The 17,636-nt window shown below is 72.4% G+C and carries 22 protein-coding genes; 1 reads left to right on the forward strand and 21 read right to left on the reverse strand.

Annotated elements, in window-relative coordinates; genetic code table 11:
• Positions 1-4: 4 nt before the first annotated feature.
• The 11 genes from lgt to hisI form a co-directional block, all read right to left on the reverse strand.
• Complete coding sequence (gene lgt / locus ACIBTU_RS16065; RefSeq protein ID WP_399126749.1) at positions 5-1,039, reverse strand: prolipoprotein diacylglyceryl transferase; 1,035 nt, start codon at positions 1,037-1,039, stop codon at positions 5-7.
• A 101-nt stretch (positions 1,040-1,140) separates the two neighbouring features.
• Positions 1,141-1,911 (reverse strand): DsbA family protein, encoded by a 771-nt coding sequence (locus tag ACIBTU_RS16070; RefSeq protein WP_399126750.1) that lies wholly within the window; start codon positions 1,909-1,911, stop codon positions 1,141-1,143.
• Positions 1,912-2,170: 259 nt separating this feature from the next.
• A complete protein-coding gene (trpA, locus tag ACIBTU_RS16075) occupies positions 2,171-2,986 on the reverse strand; it encodes a tryptophan synthase subunit alpha (protein WP_399126751.1) in 816 nt (271 codons plus the stop codon).
• Complete coding sequence (trpB, locus tag ACIBTU_RS16080; RefSeq protein ID WP_399126752.1) at positions 2,983-4,272, reverse strand: tryptophan synthase subunit beta; 1,290 nt, start codon at positions 4,270-4,272, stop codon at positions 2,983-2,985. The genes trpA and trpB overlap by 4 nt, the downstream gene beginning before the upstream one ends.
• 140 nt (positions 4,273-4,412) lie before the next feature.
• The gene (gene trpM / locus ACIBTU_RS16085; RefSeq protein ID WP_399126753.1) at positions 4,413-4,574 is read right to left on the reverse strand and encodes a tryptophan biosynthesis modulator TrpM; all 162 of its coding nucleotides are present in this window, start codon (positions 4,572-4,574) and stop codon (positions 4,413-4,415) included.
• 7 nt (positions 4,575-4,581) lie between these two features.
• The gene (gene trpC / locus ACIBTU_RS16090; RefSeq protein ID WP_399126754.1) at positions 4,582-5,391 is read right to left on the reverse strand and encodes an indole-3-glycerol phosphate synthase TrpC; all 810 of its coding nucleotides are present in this window, start codon (positions 5,389-5,391) and stop codon (positions 4,582-4,584) included.
• Between the two features lie 130 nt (positions 5,392-5,521).
• Positions 5,522-5,911: a DUF2752 domain-containing protein gene (locus ACIBTU_RS16095; RefSeq protein WP_399127014.1), complete on the reverse strand. Its 390-nt coding sequence runs from the start codon at positions 5,909-5,911 to the stop codon at positions 5,522-5,524.
• Between the two features lie 202 nt (positions 5,912-6,113).
• On the reverse strand, positions 6,114-6,365 hold the full coding sequence (locus ACIBTU_RS16100) for an HGxxPAAW family protein (protein WP_399126755.1): 252 nt from the start codon (positions 6,363-6,365) through the stop codon (positions 6,114-6,116).
• A gap of 130 nt (positions 6,366-6,495) precedes the next feature.
• Positions 6,496-7,143, reverse strand: coding sequence for a TIGR02234 family membrane protein (locus ACIBTU_RS16105; protein WP_399126756.1), 648 nt, complete (start codon positions 7,141-7,143; stop codon positions 6,496-6,498).
• A 54-nt stretch (positions 7,144-7,197) separates the two neighbouring features.
• The gene (locus ACIBTU_RS16110) at positions 7,198-8,670 is read right to left on the reverse strand and encodes an anthranilate synthase component I (protein ID WP_399126757.1); all 1,473 of its coding nucleotides are present in this window, start codon (positions 8,668-8,670) and stop codon (positions 7,198-7,200) included.
• Between the two features lie 11 nt (positions 8,671-8,681).
• Positions 8,682-9,047: a phosphoribosyl-AMP cyclohydrolase gene (gene hisI / locus ACIBTU_RS16115; protein ID WP_399126758.1), complete on the reverse strand. Its 366-nt coding sequence runs from the start codon at positions 9,045-9,047 to the stop codon at positions 8,682-8,684.
• An 83-nt stretch (positions 9,048-9,130) separates the two neighbouring features.
• Between hisI and ACIBTU_RS16120 the strand changes: the two genes are divergently transcribed.
• On the forward strand, positions 9,131-9,766 hold the full coding sequence (locus ACIBTU_RS16120) for a TIGR03085 family metal-binding protein (RefSeq protein ID WP_399126759.1): 636 nt from the start codon (positions 9,131-9,133) through the stop codon (positions 9,764-9,766).
• On the opposite strand, the gene ACIBTU_RS16125 is transcribed toward ACIBTU_RS16120, so the two are convergent.
• The 10 genes from ACIBTU_RS16125 to hisD all read right to left on the reverse strand — a co-directional run bounded on the left by ACIBTU_RS16125 (position 9,763) and on the right by hisD (position 17,568).
• Positions 9,763-11,097, reverse strand: a complete 1,335-nt coding sequence (locus tag ACIBTU_RS16125; RefSeq protein WP_399126761.1) for an MFS transporter — start codon at positions 11,095-11,097, stop codon at positions 9,763-9,765. The genes ACIBTU_RS16120 and ACIBTU_RS16125 overlap by 4 nt on opposite strands.
• The gene (locus ACIBTU_RS16130) at positions 11,097-11,675 is read right to left on the reverse strand and encodes an ArsR/SmtB family transcription factor (protein ID WP_399126762.1); all 579 of its coding nucleotides are present in this window, start codon (positions 11,673-11,675) and stop codon (positions 11,097-11,099) included. Before ACIBTU_RS16130 ends, ACIBTU_RS16125 begins: the two co-directional genes overlap by 1 nt.
• 162 nt (positions 11,676-11,837) lie before the next feature.
• Positions 11,838-12,593 carry an imidazole glycerol phosphate synthase subunit HisF gene (hisF, locus tag ACIBTU_RS16135; RefSeq protein ID WP_399126763.1) on the reverse strand — a complete coding sequence of 252 codons (756 nt, stop codon included), beginning with the start codon at positions 12,591-12,593 and terminating at the stop codon, positions 11,838-11,840.
• Positions 12,590-13,000 (reverse strand): RidA family protein, encoded by a 411-nt coding sequence (locus ACIBTU_RS16140; RefSeq protein WP_399126764.1) that lies wholly within the window; start codon positions 12,998-13,000, stop codon positions 12,590-12,592. Before ACIBTU_RS16140 ends, hisF begins: the two co-directional genes overlap by 4 nt.
• A complete protein-coding gene (priA, locus tag ACIBTU_RS16145) occupies positions 12,997-13,734 on the reverse strand; it encodes a bifunctional 1-(5-phosphoribosyl)-5-((5-phosphoribosylamino)methylideneamino)imidazole-4-carboxamide isomerase/phosphoribosylanthranilate isomerase PriA (protein WP_399126765.1) in 738 nt (245 codons plus the stop codon). Before priA ends, ACIBTU_RS16140 begins: the two co-directional genes overlap by 4 nt.
• A complete protein-coding gene (gene hisH, locus ACIBTU_RS16150; RefSeq protein ID WP_399126766.1) occupies positions 13,731-14,378 on the reverse strand; it encodes an imidazole glycerol phosphate synthase subunit HisH in 648 nt (215 codons plus the stop codon). Before hisH ends, priA begins: the two co-directional genes overlap by 4 nt.
• 10 nt (positions 14,379-14,388) lie before the next feature.
• Positions 14,389-14,553 (reverse strand): hypothetical protein, encoded by a 165-nt coding sequence (locus ACIBTU_RS16155; RefSeq protein ID WP_188339444.1) that lies wholly within the window; start codon positions 14,551-14,553, stop codon positions 14,389-14,391.
• 2 nt (positions 14,554-14,555) lie between these two features.
• Positions 14,556-15,149: an imidazoleglycerol-phosphate dehydratase HisB gene (gene hisB / locus ACIBTU_RS16160; RefSeq protein WP_399126767.1), complete on the reverse strand. Its 594-nt coding sequence runs from the start codon at positions 15,147-15,149 to the stop codon at positions 14,556-14,558.
• A complete protein-coding gene (locus tag ACIBTU_RS16165; RefSeq protein ID WP_399126768.1) occupies positions 15,146-16,246 on the reverse strand; it encodes a histidinol-phosphate transaminase in 1,101 nt (366 codons plus the stop codon). Before ACIBTU_RS16165 ends, hisB begins: the two co-directional genes overlap by 4 nt.
• Positions 16,243-17,568, reverse strand: coding sequence for a histidinol dehydrogenase (hisD, locus tag ACIBTU_RS16170; RefSeq protein WP_399126769.1), 1,326 nt, complete (start codon positions 17,566-17,568; stop codon positions 16,243-16,245). The genes ACIBTU_RS16165 and hisD overlap by 4 nt, the downstream gene beginning before the upstream one ends.
• Positions 17,569-17,636 lie beyond the last annotated feature (68 nt).

The following is a 17,636-nucleotide window of genomic DNA, read 5'->3' on the forward strand; positions in this document are numbered from 1 at the left end:
GCGGTCAGCCCTTCTTGGCCCCGGCCTCGGCCTCGGCTCCGGCTGCGTCGGAGCCGGTGTCGCTGTCCGAGTCGGGCTTCGCCGCGTCCTCCGGCTCGGCCTTCTTCAGATCGGGCTTCTCGGTGGCGTCGGTGACGTCGGTGGTGTCGGCGGCGGGGGCCTCGTCCTCGGACGGCTCCTTCTTCGCGTCCGGGGCACCGCCCTCGTCGTCGCCGGAACCGTCGGCACCCGGCTCGACGACCTCCTCGCGGCCCGGCCGCGTCTTCGCCGAGATCACCATGTAGATCACGGCGAGCACGAAGACGAACAGCGCCGTCCAGTTGTTGAGCCGCAGGCCGAGGACGTGGTGGGCGTCGTCCACGCGCAGGTACTCGGTCCAGAACCGGCCCGCGCAGTACGCGGCGACGTACAGCGCGAAGGCCCGCCCGTGGCCGAGCTTGAACCGCCGGTCCGCCCAGATGACGAGCAGCGCGACGCCGATGCACCACAGGGACTCGTACAGGAACGTCGGGTGGTAGTAGCCCGGGACGCGCCCGTCGGTGTCGGAGGTGATGTGCAGCGCCCACGGAAGGTCGGTGGCCTTGCCGTACAGCTCCTGGTTGAACCAGTTGCCCCAGCGGCCGATGGCCTGGGCGAGGGCGATGCCGGGGGCGATGGCGTCGGCGTAGGCCGGGAGCGGGATGCCGCGGCGGCGGCAGCCGATCCAGGCACCGACCGCGCCGAGCGCGATGGCGCCCCAGATGCCGAGGCCGCCCTCCCAGATCTTGAAGGCGTCCACCCAGTCACGGCCCGCGCTGAAGTACAGCTCGTAGTCCGTGATCACATGGTAGAGACGCCCGCCGACCAGGCCGAACGGCACCGCCCAGACAGCGATGTCGGCCACCGTGCCGGTCCGGCCGCCGCGGGCGATCCAGCGCCTGTTGCCGAGCCAGACGGCCACGAAGACGCCGATGATGATGCAGAACGCGTAGCCGCGCAGCGGGACGGGTCCGAGGTAGACCACTCCGCGGGACGGACTGGGGATATAGGCAAGTTCCATGGCAGTGTCGACGCTACCGTGCCGGGCCGCACCCACGTCGGGCAGCCCGGCAACGGCTCCATTACGACTTGCCCCCGCTCCCCTGATCTCCCGCGCGTCCCCTACTTGTTCGCGTCCTCGACCATCTGCTTCAGCTTGGCGGGCGTCAGCGTGTTGTCGTTCATCAGGTTCTTGCCGTCGAGCAGGACGGTCGGCGTGCCGGTGTGGCCCGCGTCCTGGAACGCCTTGTAGGACTTCTGGATCCAGGAGTCGTACGTGCCGTCGTTCACGCACTTCTTGAACGTGTCCGTCGTCAGCCCGTCGACCTTGCCGGCCAGCTCGATCAGCTTCGCGTTCGACGCGTAGGCGTCGTCGCTCTCCTCCGGCTGGTTCTCGAACAGGACGTCGTGGTACTCGCGGAACCTGCCCGCGTCCTGGGAGCACGCCGCCGCGTTGCCCGCGCGCAGGGAGCCGCTTCCTCTCAGGTTCCCGTCGATCAGGGTGACGGTGTGGTACTCGGCGCGGAGCTTCCCGGCCTCGGTCAGCTCGTTGATCGTCGAGCGGTAGTTGTCCTCGAAGGACTTGCAGGCCGGGCAGCGGAAGTCCTCCCACACCGTGAGGGTGGACTTCGCCGAGGCCGGGCCGACGGGGATCGCCAGCTTGTCCTTGCCCGAGGCGCCCTTCGGGGCCGTCACGGGACCCGACGAGTCGCTGGAACTGTCTCCGGAATTGGCGGCGACCACGCCGATCACGGCGGCGAGGCCGAGCACGCAGACGACGGCGGCGCCCACGATCAACGTCCTGCGCCGCTTCTCCGCGGCCTTCTGCTTCTCGCGCTCTACGGCCAGCCGCTCACGGGCCGTGCGCTTTCCCTCACGGTTCTTCTCGCTCACACCCGCGCCAACGAACCGGGGAGGCGCAAACGCGCCTCCCCGACCCCACTTCCACCCGTACGGGTGAAGGGCCTGCCCGGCGGGTCCTGTCGCGGACGCGGGGTCTGGCACGCACATCTGCGGCGTTGTCGTCGGTTGCCAACGCTCCGCGTTGACGCCCTCCTCCGCCTTGCAGCTGCACGCGCCAGACCCCGCTCGCCGGCACAGAACGGCGCAGGCCACCGGAGTGCGACCTGACCCGCCGGGCAGGCCCTGCGTACTACCTGCCCGCCCTGACCCCTTCGGCGAGTTCCGCGGCGAGGGCGCGGACCCCGGCGAGACCGGCCGCCTCGTCCTCGGCGTCCAGCATCCGCTTCACGAAGGCCGAGCCGACGATGACGCCGTCGGCGAAGGAGGCGACCTCCCTGGCCTGCTCCGCGTTCGAGACGCCGAGGCCGACGCAGACCGGCAGGTCCGTGGTCGCCTTGGTGCGGCGGACCAGGTCCTGGGCCTGGCTGCCCACGGACTCGCGGGTGCCGGTGACGCCCATGAGGGAGGCGGCGTACACGAAGCCCGAACCGGCCGCCGTGATGGTGGCGAGCCGCTCGTCCTTGCTGCTGGGCGCGACGACGAACACGGTCCCGAGACCGTGCTTGTCCGCGTGCTCCCTCCACAGCGCCGACTCCTGCACCGGCAGGTCGGGCAGGATGCAGCCCGCGCCGCCGGCCTCGGCGAGCTCGCTGGTGAAGCGCTCGACGCCGTAGATGTAGATCGGGTTCCAGTACGTCATGACGAGGACCGGCTTGCCGGTGGCCTCGTGCGCCTCGCGGACGGTGCGCATGACGTCCTTGATCTTCAGGCCGCCGCGCAGCGCGATGTCGTCGGCGGTCTGGATGACCGGACCGTCGAGCACCGGGTCGGAGTGCGGCAGGCCGACCTCGACGACGTCGGCGCCGCCCTCGAAGGCCGCCTTGACGGCCTCGATGCCGCCGTCGACGCTCGGGAAGCCGGCGGGCAGGTAGGCGATGAGGGCGGCGCGGCCCTCGGCCCGGGCCTGCGCCAGGGTGTCGTTCAACAGCTGTACGTTGCCGCTCACTTGGCGTCCCCCTCGATCTCCGCGACGTCGGCGGCGTCGGCCGCCACCTCCGCGTCGGTGCCCTCTTCGTACAGGCCGAAGTAGCGCGCGGCCGTGTCCATGTCCTTGTCGCCGCGGCCCGACAGGTTGACGACGATCAGGCCGTCCTTGCCGAGCTCCTTGCCGACCTCGATCGCGCCCGCGAGGGCGTGCGCCGACTCGATGGCCGGGATGATGCCCTCGGTGCGCGAGAGCAGGCGCAGGGCCTGCATCGCCGCGTCGTCGGTGACCGCGCGGTACTCGCCGCGGCCGCTGTCCTTGAGGTACGCGTGCTCCGGGCCGATGCCCGGGTAGTCCAGACCGGCCGAGATCGAGTACGGCTCGGTGATCTGGCCCTCCTCGTCCTGGAGGACGTAGGAGCGCGAGCCGTGCAGGATGCCGGGCTCGCCCGCGGTCAGGGTCGCCGCGTGCTCGCCGGTCTCGACGCCGTGCCCGGCCGGCTCGCAGCCGATGAGGCGCACGTCGCTGTCCGGGATGAAGGCGTGGAACAGGCCGATGGCGTTGGAGCCGCCGCCGACGCAGGCGATCGCGGCGTCGGGCAGCCGGCCCGCCTGCTCCTGGATCTGGCGGCGGGCCTCGACGCCGATGACCCGGTGGAAGTCGCGGACCATCGCGGGGAACGGGTGCGGGCCCGCGACCGTGCCGAAGAGGTAGTGCGTGCGGTCGACGTTGGCGACCCAGTCGCGGAACGCCTCGTTGATGGCGTCCTTGAGGGTGCGGCTGCCGGACTTCACGGCGACGACCTCGGCGCCCAGCATGCGCATGCGGGCCACGTTCAGGGCCTGGCGCTGGGTGTCGATCTCGCCCATGTAGATGGTGCAGTCGAGGCCGAACAGGGCGCAGGCGGTGGCCGTGGCGACGCCGTGCTGGCCGGCGCCGGTCTCGGCGATGACGCGGGTCTTGCCCATGCGCTTGGTGAGCAGGGCCTGACCGAGCACGTTGTTGATCTTGTGCGAGCCGGTGTGGTTCAGGTCCTCGCGCTTGAGGAAGATCCTGGCTCCGCCGGCGTGCTCGGCGAACCGGGGAACCTCGGTGAGGCTGCTGGGGCGGCCGGTGTAGTGGACCAGGAGGTCGTCGAGCTCGCGGGCGAACTCCGGGTCGTTCTTGGCCTTCTCGTACTCGACCGCGACCTCGTCCACGGCGGCGACGAGTGCCTCCGGGATGAACTTGCCGCCGTAGGTGCCGAAGTAGCCTTCGGGGCTCGGGATCTGCCCCTCGGGGTCGGGGATGAAGTATTGGCTGGGCATGCGGTTGTACCTCACGGGTGATGAAGGTGCGGGCATGAAGGGGTACGCCTACGCGCCGTGAGTGGTCAGGAAACCGTGCGACAGCTGCGCCGTCGTGGCTGGTCGCGCAGTTCCCCGCGCCCCTGACGGGGCGCTCTTGCTCAGGCGGCGCCGTGAAAGAGCGCCGCCTGCCATCGCATGCCGTTGATCTGGCCCGGTTCCGAGCCGATGTGGTAGCGGACCCGGCGGCCGCGCACGCGTCGCGCAGGCGCCCGGCAGCCGCGGGGGCGGCAGCCGGGGGCGAGGCGGGCGGCGATGGACATGCTGGGGTCAGGCCCTTCCGTGGCGCAGCGCCGGGTGGGCGCCCGCGGCGACGAGGTCGGCGACGGCGGCCTTGGGGTCGCGGCCGGTGACGAGGGACTCGCCGACGAGCACGGCGTCGGCGCCCGCGTTGGCGTACGCGATCAGGTCGTGCGGGCCGCGCACGCCGGACTCGGCGACCTTGACGATGTGGTCCGGGATGTCCGGGGCGACGCGCTCGAAGGTGCCGCGGTCGACCGTGAGGTCCTTCAGGTTGCGCGTGTTGATGCCGATGATCTTGGCTCCGGCGTCGACGGCGCGCTCGACCTCGTCCTCGTCGTGGGCCTCGACGAGCGGGGTGAGGCCGATGGACTCGGCGCGCTCGATGAGGGACTCCAGGGCGGGCTGGTCCAGGGCGGCCACGATCAGCAGGGCGAGGTCGGCGCCGTACGCGCGGGCCTCCCACAGCTGGTACGAGGTGACGATGAAGTCCTTGCGCAGGACCGGGATGTCGACCTTGGCGCGGACGGCCTCGAGGTCGGCGAGGGAGCCGCCGAAGCGCCGCTGCTCGGTGAGGACGGAGATGACGGCGGCGCCGCCCGCCTCGTAGTCGGCGGCGAGTCCGGCCGGGTCGGCGATCGCGGCGAGCGCGCCCTTGGAGGGGCTGGACCGCTTGACCTCACAGATGACCTTGACGCCGTCGCCGCGCAGGGCCGCGACCCCGTCCTTGGCCGCGGGAGCCTTCGCCGCGCGCTCCTTGAGCTCGTCGAGGCTGACGCGCGCCTGCCGTTCCGCGAGGTCGGCACGGACTCCGTCGATGATCTCGTCGAGCACACTCACGCGAGCGGACTCCCTTCTGGCAGTTCCCCGGGCAACCGGCTGGTCACTGTGATGGTATCCGCAGGAGGGCGAAGCCTCCGCATCCGGTTGACTCCGGTCCCATTGGGTGGACATCGGGCGGACCGTGGGGTCAGGGGTGCAGGAAGGCTCCGAACGGCAGGTTGCGGGCCACGGTGAAGGCGAGAACGACGGTGCCGGCCGCCCACAGGTGCACCCTCCCGAGCCGCGGTGCGAGCGGTCTGCCGCGGGCCGCACGGATCACCCACACGGCCCACAGGACGGCGAAGAGGGCGTAGCCGGCGACCGCGAGGGCGTTGGCGTGCAGGGCCGCCGCGAGGTCGCCGTGGGCGAAGGCGTGGGCGCTGCGCAGGCCGCCGCAGCCGGGGCAGTAGGCGCCGGTGAGCTGGAGGAACGGGCAGGCCGGGTAGTGGCCCGGCTCGTTCGGGTCGACGGCGGCGACGTAGCCGAAGGCGGCGACGACGCCGGCGAGCAGGCCGACGGGGACGGCGGTCCGGCGCAGGGCGGCGAGGGCCGAGGTGCCGGGGGTGCCGGAGGGGGCGGCGGCCCGGGGTCCGCTCGTCCGGTCGCTCGCCGGTGCGCTGCTGTCGACGGTCACCCGTGCATTGTGGCCCGGCGGTGCGGGGCGCGCCCGCCCGGGAACGCGAAAGGGGCGGCCCGGCGCGCGTGTCGCGCCGTGCCGCCCCCGCGAGGCGTACCGGGGCTCAGGCCTCCGAGCCGGCGGTCTGCGGCGTGGCGACCGCGGGCATCTTCAGCTCGGCGCGGCGCGGCTTGCCGAGACCGGCCAGGTGCATCGCTCCACCGACGACGGCGGAGAGGGCCAGCAGTGCCATGCCGGCCCAGAATCCGACGACGCTGCCCATCACCATGAAGGCGCCGGCGACGATGAAGCCGACGAAGGCGATGATGACACCGGTCCAGGCGGCCGGGGTGTGTCCGTGGCTGGCATCCGCCATGGCTTGCTCCTCATTGCTGATGGGTGTTCTTACGGCCCATGCGCACGCAGGGCGTACGACGTTCAGGGTCCATTGTCCCGTACTCGCCATGCGGCGATGTACAGGGGGTCTGTGGGGTGCCCGCGGGGGTCTACGCGGTGCCGGTGGGGTCCTCGCCGCGGTCCAGGGCCTTCCACAGGTCCTCGGGGCGGTCCGGGTCGAGGGCCTTGGCCTTGCGGGCGCGCGGGGCGCCGGAGCGCTCGTAGCGGCCGCCCATCGAGGGCCAGGCCGCGCCGTAGACGACGGCGAGGATGCCGGCGATCAGGATGAGCGCTCCGCCGCCGGCCGCGACGTACGGCCAGGCGGTGTGGGAGAGGGCGTCGATCGTGGTGGACGCGTCGCCCGCGGCCTGGGCGGCCTTCTCGTCGAGCGCGGAGCTGTCGCCCGCGCCGAGCACGGAGGCGGCGACGGCCCCGGCGCCGCTGAGCGCGAGCAGCGCGGCGACCAGGACGCGGCCGACGCGGCGTACGGCGAACACGGCGACGAGGGCGGCGAGCCCGACGATCGCGAGGGCCGCGGGTACCCCGGTGACGTCGCTGCCCTTCGCGGTGAGCGGCAGTCGGCCGCCCGCGACGGCGGCGACGCCCGAGCACCATTCCTGGCGGGAGGCGAGCAGCGCGACGGCGGCGCCCACCGCGCCGAAGAGCAGCGCGACGCCGAGGCTGCGCCGGCCGGTCCGGTTCGGCCCGGTGTCGGCGGCTTCGGTGCGGGGGTGCGGTACGGCAGTCACGTACTCCACTATCGCCCCTCGGTCCAGGTGTGCGGGCGCCGGGGGTGGGAGTCGTGCGTCACTTCACAGCCGGTTCGCGGTGTGTACGGCGCGCAGCACCGCCGCCGCCTTGTTACGGCATTCGGTGTCCTCGGCGACCGGGTCGGAGTCCGCGACGACGCCGGCGCCGGCCTGCACGTACGCGGTGCCGTCGCGCAGCAGGGCGGTGCGGATGGCGATGGCGGTGTCGGAGTCGCCCGCGAAGTCGAGGTAGCCGACGCAGCCGCCGTACAGGCCGCGCCGGGACGGCTCGAGCTCGTCGATGATCTGCATGGCGCGGGGCTTGGGGGCGCCGGAGAGGGTGCCGGCGGGGAAGCAGGCGGTGAGGACGTCGAAGGCGGTGCGGCCTTCGGCGACCTGGCCGGTGACGGTCGAGACGATGTGCATGACGTGCGAGTACTTCTCGACGGACATGAAGTCGACGACCTCGACGGAGCCCGGCTCGCAGACCCGCCCCAGGTCGTTGCGGCCGAGGTCGACGAGCATGAGGTGCTCGGCGCGCTCCTTGGGGTCGGCGAGCAGTTCCTCGGCGAGGGCCTGGTCCTCCTGCGGGGTGGCGCCGCGCGGCCGGGTGCCGGCGATGGGGTGGACCATGGCGCGCCCGTCCTCGACCTTGACGAGGGCCTCGGGGGACGAGCCGACGACGTCGAAGCCGTCGAAGCGGAAGAGGTACATGTACGGCGACGGGTTGGTGGCGCGCAGGACCCGGTAGACGTCGAGGGCGCTCGCCGTGCACGGGGTCTCGAAGCGCTGCGAGGGGACGACCTGGAAGGCCTCGCCGGAGCGGATGCGCTCCTTGATGTCCTCGACGGCGTCCTGGTACTGCTTGCCGCCCCACAGGGCCGTGTACTCGGGCAGTTCGGAGGCCGGGAGCGCGGCGGGGGCGGACTCGACGGGCTTGCCGAGGTCGGCCTCCATCGCGTCGAGCCGGGCCACGGCGTCGGCGTAGGCCTCGTCGACGCCGGTGTCGAGGTCGTTGTGGTTGATCGCGTTGGCGATCAGCAGGACCGAGCCGTCCCAGTGGTCGAGCACGGCGAGGTCGCTGGTGAGCAGCATGGTCAGCTCGGGGAGCTGGAGGTCGTCGCGCTCCCCCGGGCCGATCTTCTCCAGGCGGCGCACGATGTCGTAGCCGAGATAGCCGACCATGCCGCCGGTGAACGGGGGCAGGCCCTCGTGGTGCGGGGTGTGGAGGGTCTCGACGGTGGCGCGCAGGGCGGCGAGCGGGTCGCCGTCCACGGGGACGCCGACGGGCGGGGTGCCGAGCCAGTGGGCCTGGCCGTCGCGGGCGGTCAGGGTGCCGGCGGAGCGCACGCCGACGAACGAGTAGCGGGACCAGGAGCGGCCGTTCTCCGCGGACTCCAGGAGGAACGTGCCGGTGCGCTCGGCGGCGAGCTTGCGGTACAGGCCGACGGGGGTGTCGCCGTCCGCGAGGAGCTTGCGGCTGACGGGGATCACGCGGCGGTCGGTCGCGAGCTTGCGGAAGGTCTCGAGGTCCATGGCCGCCGACCCTACTGGCTCACGGGGAGGACGTCGGAGTCGAAGCAGGTGCGCGTGCCGGTGTGGCAGGCGGCGCCGACCTGGTCGACCTTGACGAGCACGGTGTCGGCGTCGCAGTCCAGCGCCACGGCCTTCACGTGCTGGACGTGGCCGGAGGTGTCGCCCTTGACCCAGTACTCCTGGCGGCTGCGCGACCAGTAGGTGGCGCGGCCCGTGGTGAGGGTGCGGTGCAGCGCCTCGTCGTCCATCCAGCCGAGCATGAGCACCTCGCCGGTGTCGTACTGCTGGGCGATGGCGGGGACGAGGCCGTCGGTGCTGCGCTTGAGGCGGGCGGCGACGGCCGGGTCGAGGTCGCTGGGGCGGGAGGCGCTGGTCATGGGGACCATTGTGCCGCGCCGGGCGGCGTACACCGGGGGCGGTCCACTGTCCGGACGGTGGGGGCGGTCGTAGGCTGGCGGACATGTCGACCCATGCCAAGCGTGAACGGCTCCTGCTGGCCGATCTGTTGGAGGCCGCGGGCCCTGAGGCCCCGACCCTGTGCGAGGACTGGACCGCGCGGGATCTCGCGGCCCATGTGGTGGTGCGCGAGCGCCGTCCGGACGCGGCGGGCGGCGCGTTCGTGAAGCCGCTGGCCGCGCGTCTGGAGCGGGTGCAGGCCGAGTTCGCGGACAAGCCGTACGAGGAGCTGATCCAGCTCATCCGCACCGGTCCGCCGCGGTTCTCGCCGTTCTCGGTGAAGCAGATCGACGAGGCGGCGAACGCGGTGGAGTTCTACGTCCACGCGGAGGACGTGCGCCGGGCGCAGAAGGACTGGAGCCCGCGGGCGCTGGACCCGGTGTTCTCGGACGTGCTCTGGTCCCGCCTGGAGAAGATGGCGCGGGTGATGGGCCGCAAGCTGCCGGTGGGCCTGGTGCTGCGCCGCCCGGACGGCCGGACGGCGGTCGCACACCGCGGCACCCCGGTGGTGACGGTGACCGGGGAGCCGCCCGAGCTGCTGATGTTCATCATGGGCCGCCAGTCGTCGGCGAAGGTGCAGGTCGAGGGCGACGAGGCGGCGATCACGCGGCTGAGCGAGACGAAGGCGCTGGGGATCTAGCGGGGCGTCTCCACGGCGTCGCGCGCGTCGGTGGCCGGCGCCTCCGTGGCCGGCGGGGCCTTCGGGGTCTCGCGGGTGCGGAGCCAGAGCAGGGCTCCGGCGCTCACGCCCACGACGCCGGGCAGCCAGGCGGCGGGGCCGCCGGGCAGCACGCCCGCGACGAGGCCGCTGAGGGCGCCGACCAGCTGGAGGGCGAGCGACTGCACGGAGAGCGCGGTGGCCCGGCCGGAGCTGTCGGTGCGCCGGTGCAGGAAGTCGTTCAGGCAGGGCGAGGCGAGGCCCAGGCCGATGTAGACGAGGATGTATCCGGCGACGGCCGGGCCGACGGTGCGGGTCGCGGCGGTCGCGCAGAGCACGGCCAGGCCGAGCAGGACGATCAGTTCGGCCACGAGGATGGCCCGCTCCCCGCTCCGGGCGACGCGGGCCGTCCAGGGCGAGAGCCGGTTGCCGAGCGCGGTGGCGGTGAATCCGGCGCAGGCCAGACCGGCGTAGAGGACGGCGCCCGAGGAGGCGGCGCCGGTCGCGTCGGCGGCGCGGGACGGGGTGAGCAGCTCGACGACGCCGAGGGCGCTTCCGGCGGCGGCCATGGTGAGCATGATGCGCCGGACCATGACGTCGCGGGTGGCGAGCCGGACGCCGGCGCGGGCGGTGCGCGGCACGTCGGCGAGGACGGCGCGCAGGCCGACGGAGGGGCGGGCGGGCTCGGGCAGCGCGATCAGCACGTGGACGACGTAGAGGACGCTGCAGGCGGCGCCCGCGAGGAGCGGCACGGACAGCGGCGGGACGACGCCGCCCGTGGCGCGCTGCAGGGAGGCGCCGAGGTCGGGGCCGAGGCCGAGCAGCCAGGGCACGAGGCCGCCGAGGATCGTGCCGAGGGCGAGGGCGACGGAGGAGGCGGCGGAGCCGCGGGCCAGACCGTCGCGCAGGTCGGCGTCGGGGCCGAGGTCCGCGTGCACGGTGTCGACGTACCAGGCCTCGGCGGGTCCGCTGTTGAGCGCGCGTCCGGCGCCCTTGAGGACCATGGCGAGGGCGAACACCCAGGTGGCGGTGGCCAGGGCGGTCATGGCGAGCGCGACGACGGAGAGCACCCCGGAGGCGGCGAGGACGGCACGCCGGCCTATGACGTCGGAGAGCCCGCCGGTGGGCAGTTCGAGCCCGGCGGCGGTCAGGGAGTGCACGGCGAACAGGGCGGCGATCGTGGCGACGGACACGCCCCGGTCGGCGAGCAGCAGCACCTGTACGGGGATGTAGAGGCCGGTCGGGAACCAGAAGAGGAAGTTGACCGCGACGAAGCGGCGGCGGGCGGCCCGCGCGTCGAGGAGGGCGGCCATCACGCGTTCCTCAGCGGGAAGGCGTACAGGTGCACGGCGACGGTCTCGCGGCCCTCGGGGTCGGCGGCCTTGCCGGCCTTCACGTAGCGGTCGACGACGCCGTGCAGCTCGGCGGTCATCTCCTTCAGCTCCTCAGGGGTGAGCCGGGCGAGGAAGTCGGAGCTGTCGTGGGCGTCCTGCCAGTCGGCGCTCCAGCCGGCGCGCTGGTCGAGGAAGCGCAGGTAGTGGTCGCGGCGCTGCTCGTACATGACGCGGGACAGGGCGGTGTGGGCCGCGGTGCCCTCGGGGGTGTCGCGGAAGTCGGAGCTGTCGATGCGCAGGGCTTCCTGCGCGGGCTTCCACCAGCGCTCGCGGCCGTCGGCGCCCTCGGGCTCGGCGGGCTCGATGAGGCCGTGCTCGGCGAGCTTGCGCAGGTGGTAGCTGATGAGGGAGACCGCCGTGCCGTCGTCGAGGTCCTCGGCGAGGTGTGAGGCGGTGGCGGTGCCGCGCATGTAGAGCGCGCCGTAGAGGCGCATGCGCAGCGGGTGGCCGAAGGCCTTCAGCGTGGCGAGGTCGGTGATGCGGCGGTATTCCGTCATACCCACGACTCTAGATACGAAAGAAAACTTGCACAAGATAAGTTGCACAACTTTTCTTTCGCAATTACGGGTGCCCGTCGCCCGTCGGGTACCGAACGCGAAGCGCCCCCGAAGGCAGTGCCTTCGGGGGCGCTTCAGAGGCGCTTCAGGGCGCAGGGGCGCTTACCGGACCGGGTGGCCCGCCTCGCGCAGCGCCGACTTCACGTCGCCGATCCGCAGGTCGCCGAAGTGGAAGACGGACGCCGCGAGCACCGCGTCCGCGCCCGCCGCGACGGCCGGGGCGAAGTGCTCGACGCGTCCGGCGCCGCCGGACGCGATCACCGGCACGGACACGTGCTTGCGGACGGCCTCGATCATCTCGAGGTCGTAGCCGTCCTTCGTGCCGTCGGCGTCCATCGAGTTGAGCAGGATCTCCCCCGCACCCAGCTCGGCGGCCCGGTGCGCCCACTCGACCGCGTCGATCCCGGCGGAGCGGCGCCCGCCGTGGGTCGTCACCTCGAAGGCGCCCGCGTCGGTGCGGCGGGCGTCCACCGAGAGGACCAGGACCTGGCGGCCGAAGCGCTCGGCGATCTCCCGGATCAGGTCCGGCCGGGCGATGGCCGCCGTGTTGACGCCGACCTTGTCGGCGCCGGCCCGCAGCAGCTTGTCGACGTCGTCGGCGGTGCGCACGCCGCCGCCCACGGTGAGCGGGATGAAGACCTGCTCGGCGGTGCGCCGCACCACGTCGTACGTGGTCGCGCGGTCGCCGGAGGACGCGGTGATGTCCAGGAACGTCAGCTCGTCCGCACCCTCGGCGTCGTAGACCTTCGCCATCTCGACGGGGTCGCCCGCGTCGCGCAGGTTCTGGAAGTTGACGCCCTTGACGACGCGGCCGTTGTCCACGTCGAGGCAGGGGATGACGCGTACGGCGAGGCTCATGCTGAGGGTGCTCCTGAATCGGACCGGAACGCCTCCACCTCGACCTCGACGACCAGGCTGGGGTCGACGAATCCGGAGACGATGATCATGGACGCGGCGGGGCGGACGGAGTCGAACAGCTCCTTGTGGGCCCGGCCCACCTCGTCCGTGTCCCGCGCGTGGGTGACGTACATGCGCGTGCGCACGACGTCCTCGCGGCCGAGGCCGAGCTGCCCGAGGGCGTCGAACGCGACGGTGAAGGCGTTCATCGCCTGCTCGTACGGGCCGCCGGCGGCGATCACGCCGTCGACGACCGAGGTGCAGCCGGAGACCAGGACGAGACCGGTGGGCAGCTCGACGGCGCGCGCGTACCCGAAGGCCTCCTCCCACGGCGCCCCCGACTGCACGCGGCGCACGGCACCGGTCATGACGAGACCGCCGCCAGGGCTTCTTCGAGGGTGAAGGCCTTGGCGTACAGCGCCTTGCCGACGATGGAGCCCTCGACGCCGAGCGGGACGAGCTCGGCGATGGCCCGCAGGTCGTCCAGGGACGAGACGCCGCCGGAGGCCACGACCGGGCGGTCGGTGGCCGCGCACACGTTCTTCAGGAGCTCCAGGTTCGGGCCCTGGAGCGTGCCGTCCTTGGCGATGTCCGTGACGACGTAGCGGGAGCAGCCCTCCTTGTCGAGGCGGGCCAGCGTCTCGTACAGGTCGCCGCCGTCGCGGGTCCAGCCGCGGCCGCGCAGGGTCGTGCCGCGCACGTCGAGGCCGACCGCGATCTGGTCGCCGTGCTCGGCGATGATCTTGGCGACCCACTCGGGGTCCTCCAGGGCGGCGGTGCCGATGTTGACGCGGGTGGCGCCGGTGGCGAGGGCGGCGGCGAGCGAGTCGTCGTCGCGGATGCCGCCGGACAGCTCCACCTTGATGTCCATGGCGCGGGCGACCTCGGAGATCAGCGCGCGGTTGTCACCGGTGCCGAACGCGGCGTCGAGGTCGACCAGGTGCAGCCACTCGGCGCCGGCGCGCTGCCAGGCGAGGGCGGCCTCCAGCGGGGAGCCGTAGGAGGTCTCGGAGCCGGACTCGCCGTGCACGAGACGGACGGCCTGGCCGTCGCGGACGTCGACGGCGGGGAGGAGTTCGAGCTTGTGCTGGGATGCGGTCACAGTACGGAGATCCAGTTCTTGAGCAGCTGCGCTCCGGCGTCGCCGGACTTCTCGGGGTGGAACTGCGTGGCCCACAGTGCGCCGTTCTCCACGGCGGCCACGAACGGCTCGCCGTAGGTGGCCCAGGTGACCTTCGGTGCGCGCAGGTTCGGGTTGTGCACTTCCAGGTCCCACTTCTGGACCGCGTAGGAGTGCACGAAGTAGTAGCGCTCGTCGGTGTCGAGGCCCGCGAACAGCTGGGAGCCCTGCGCGGCGTCCACCGTGTTCCAGCCCATGTGCGGGACGACCTCGGCCTTGAGGGGCTCGACGACGCCGGGCCATTCGTCGAGGCCCTCGCTCTCGATGCCGTGCTCGATGCCGCGCGCGAACAGGATCTGCATGCCGACGCAGATGCCCATCACGGGGCGCCCGCCGGACAGCCGGCGGCCGACGATCCAGTCGCCGCGCGCCTCCTTGAGGCCCTGCATGCAGGAGGCGAACGCGCCGACGCCGGGCACGAGGAGCCCGTCGGCGTTCATGGCCTTGTCGAAGTCGCGGGTGATCTCGACGTCGGCGCCCGCGCGGGCCAGGGCCCGCTCGGCGGAGCGGACGTTGCCGAACCCGTAGTCGAAGACGACGACTTTCTTCTGAGGTGTGGCGGTCATGTCAGCCGGATCAATTCCAGTAGTCGAGCCGCAGCACGCCCGCGAGCAGGCAGAAGCCCGCGCTGACCGCGAGGAGCGTGATGACGCTCTTGCCGATGCCCTGCTTGACGAACGAGTAGACGCCGCCGAGCAGGAACAGGCCGAGGACGATGAGGACGGTCGCGAGGCCGTTCATGACTAGAGGGCGCCCTTCGTCGAGGGAAGGATGCCGGCGGCCCGCGGGTCGTGCTCGGACGCGTAGCGCAGCGCCCGGGCCAGCGCCTTGAACTGGCACTCCACGATGTGGTGCGCGTTGCGCCCGTACGGGACGTGGACGTGCAGGGCGATCTGGGCCTGCGCGACGAAGGACTCCAGGATGTGCCGGGTCATCGTCGTGTCGTACTCGCCGATCATCGGCGCCATGTTCTCGGGCTCGGTGTGCACGAGGTAGGGGCGGCCCGACAGGTCGACGGTGACCTGGGCGAGGGACTCGTCCAGCGGGACCGTGCAGTTGCCGAAGCGGTAGATGCCGACCTTGTCGCCGAGCGCCTGCTTGAAGGCGGCGCCGAGGGCGAGGGCGGTGTCCTCGATGGTGTGGTGCGAGTCGATGTGCAGGTCGCCTTCGGTCTTGACCGTGAGGTCGAACAGGCCGTGGCGGCCGAGCTGGTCGAGCATGTGGTCGTAGAAGCCGACCCCGGTCGACACGTCGACCTTTCCGGTCCCGTCGAGGTCGATCTCGACGAGGACGGAGGTCTCCTTCGTCGTGCGTTCTACTCGTCCTACGCGGCTCATGCGCCGAACTCCTTCATCACTTCACGGGCCGCGTCCAGGAACGCGTCGTTCTCTTCGGGGGTGCCGACGGTGACGCGCAGCCTGCCGGGCACGCCGTTGTCCCGGATCAGGACGCCGCGGTCGAGGACGAACTGCCAGACGGCGCCCGGGTCCTCGAAGACGCCGAACTGGATGAAGTTCGCGTCGGCGACGGTCACGTCGAAGCCGAGCGTCTCCAGCTCCGCGACCACGCGGTCGCGCTCGGCCTTCAGCTGCTCCACGTAGCTCAGGAGCGTGTCGGTGTACTCCAGGGCGGCGAGCGCCGTCGCCTGGTTGACGGCCGACAGGTGGTAGGGCAGGCGCACCAGCTGCACCGCGTCGACCACGGCCGGGTCGGCGGCGAGGTAGCCGAGGCGCAGTCCGGCCGCGCCGAAGGCCTTCGACATGGTGCGGGAGATGACGAGGTTCGGCCGGCCCTCGATCAGTTCGAGCAGCGAGGGGCCGTGGCTGAACTCGGTGTACGCCTCGTCGACGACGACGATCGCGCCCGGCCCGGCGGCCTCGTACAGGGCGAGGACGTCCTCGCGGGCGACCGCGTTGCCCGTCGGGTTGTTGGGGCTGGTGATGAAGACGACGTGCGGCTTGTGGGTGCGGATCGCCTCGACGGCCGCGTCCACGTCCAGCGAGAAGTCGTCCTTGCGCGGGGCGCTGACCCAGCCCGTGTTGGTGCCGCGGGCTAGCAGCGGGTGCATCGAGTACGAGGGCTCGAAGCCGAGGGCGGTCCGGCCGGGGCCGCCGAAGGCCTGGAGGAGCTGCTGGAGCACCTCGTTCGACCCGTTGGCCGCCCAGACCTGCTCGCGGGCGACCTCGTACCCGGTGGTGCGGGTGAGGTAGCGGGCCAGCTCGGTGCGCAGCTCGACCGCGTCCCGGTCCGGGTAGCGGTTGAGGCTGCGGGCGGCGTCGGCGACGCGCTCGGCGATCCGCTGCACGAGCGGCTCGGGCAGCGGGTAGGGGTTCTCGTTCGTGTTCAGCCGCACGGCCACGTCCAGCTGCGGTGCGCCGTACGGGGACTTGCCGCGCAGCTCGTCCCGTACGGGGAGGTCGTCGATCCGGGTCACTGGTTCTTCGGGACCTTCCACTCGAAGCGGGCCTTGATCGCCGCACCGTGGGCGGGCAGGTCCTCGGCCTCGGCGAGGGTCACCACGTGGTGGGCGACGTCGGCGAGGGCGTCCTTCGTGTAGTCGACGATGTGGATGCCGCGCAGGAAGGACTGGACGGACAGGCCGGAGGAGTGGCAGGCGCAGCCGCCGGTCGGCAGGACGTGGTTGGAGCCCGCCGCGTAGTCGCCGAGCGAGACCGGGGCCCAGGGGCCGACGAAGATCGCGCCCGCGTTGCGCACGCGCCCGGCGATCTCCGCCGCGTGCTCCGTCTGGATCTCCAGGTGCTCGGCGCCGTACGCGTCGACCACCTTGAGGCCGTCCTCGAGGGAGTCGACGAGCACGATCGCGGACTGCCGGCCCGCGAGCGCGGGCTTGATGCGGTCCTCGACGTGCTTGGTCGCGGCGACCTGGGGCTCCAGCTCGCGCTCGACGGCGGCGGCCAGCGCCTCGTCGTCGGTGACGAGGACGGCGGCGGCCAGCGGGTCGTGCTCGGCCTGGCTGATCAGGTCGGAGGCGACGTGCACGGGGTCGGCCGTGGCGTCCGCGAGGACCGCGATCTCGGTCGGGCCGGCCTCGGTGTCGATGCCGATGAGACCGGTGAAGTAGCGCTTGGCGGCGGCCACCCAGATGTTGCCCGGGCCGGTCACCATGTTGGCCGGGGCGCAGGACTCGGTGCCGTACGCGTACATGGCGACGGCCTGGGCGCCGCCGACCGCGTAGACCTCGTCGACGCCCAGCAGGGCGCAGGCGGCGAGGATCGTCGGGTGCGGCAGGCCGTCGAACTCGGCCTGCGGCGGGGACGCGAGCGCGATCGACTCGACGCCCGCCTCCTGCGCCGGCACCGCGTTCATGATCACGGAGGACGGGTAGACGGAGCGGCCGCCCGGGGCGTACAGGCCGACGCGCTCGACCGGCACCCACTTCTCGGTGACGGAGCCGCCGGGGACGACCTGGGTGGTGTGGCTGGATCGGCGCTGTTCGCGGTGGACGATCCGGGCCCGGCGGATGGACTCCTCCAGGGCCGCGCGCACGGCGGGGTCGAGGTCGGCGAGGGCCTTCTCCAGGGCCTCGGCCGGGACGCGTACGGACTCCTGCCGCACGCCGTCGAATTTCTCCGCGTACTCGATCAGCGCCGCGTCGCCACGATGATGCACGTCCTCGCAGATCGGACGCACCTTCTCCAGGGCGGCCGTGACGTCGAAGTCGGCACGGGGCAGCAGCGAGCGCAGGGCCTGGCCCTCGGGGAGGGCGGCGCCACGCAGATCGATTCGAGAGATCACGTATCAAGTCTCTCAGACGCCCCATCGTGACCGTCGTCGCGTTCCAGTGGCTGATACGCCCCGTGCCG

The organism is Streptomyces sp. NPDC050145, assembly GCF_044460245.1.
Classification (GTDB): domain Bacteria; phylum Actinomycetota; class Actinomycetes; order Streptomycetales; family Streptomycetaceae; genus Streptomyces.